General features: G+C 61.4%; 1 protein-coding gene and 1 pseudogene. Both read right to left on the reverse strand.

Annotated elements, in window-relative coordinates:
• Nucleotides 1–181, reverse strand: a pseudogene (locus ACODR8_RS19965) (recombinase family protein); the annotation flags it as partial.
• A 56-nt stretch (nt 182–237) separates the two neighbouring features.
• Nucleotides 238–778 (reverse strand): IS3 family transposase (locus tag ACODR8_RS19970; protein WP_489008856.1); only part of this gene is annotated, 541 nt, incomplete at its 5' end.

Genomic DNA, 778 nt, shown 5'->3' on the forward strand with positions numbered 1-778 from the left:
CTCCCGCAACCAACAAAACCGACATTCCCAAAAGCCCCGACGCGAAAGCGCCGGGGCTTTGTGCATTCTCGGCTAGTCGACGCTGTTCGATCCATTCCAGGATCCTGCCAAACTCGCCGTAGAGCATAGCATTGACCTCACCGCGCTTCGCGCCGGGCGTGAGGTCGATGCGCTCAATCAATGCCCGCAACGCATCCGCTGCTTCCTGGCGCTCCTCCGGATGTGATAGCGCATGCGTCAGTCGCTCGACCTTGTGCCGATAAATCTCGGAGATGTTGGGATGGATATCCGGGACATCCGCCCATGACCTGATTGCCCGTTCCGCCGATAGGCCTCGAGCGGCGTTCTGCCGGCAAGGCTCGAGTGCGGACGCTGGGTGTTGTAATAGGTAATCCACCGACCAAGACCAGCCTTCAGCTCCGAACCGGTCTCGAAGGCATGGAGGTAGACGCATTCGTATTTCAGGGAGCGCCAGAGCCGCTCGATGAAGACGTTGTCCATCCACCGTCCCCGACCATCCATGCTGATGCGGACCTCGGCCTCGCGTAGCACGCTGGTGAAGGCGAAGCTGGTGAACTGGCTACCCTGATCGGTGTTGAAGATTTCCGGCTTGCCGAACCGGGCCAGCGCCGCGACGCAGAAGCCGGCATCCATGGTGTTCGACAACCGCCAGGCTAGGACCGTCCGGGTCGCCCAATCCATGATCGCTACCAGATAGAGGAAGCCCCGGCGCATGGGGATGTACGTCACGTCGGCGCACCAGACGTGGTTGGGCCGC

This window comes from Sphingobium sp. FG58 (assembly GCF_057809055.1).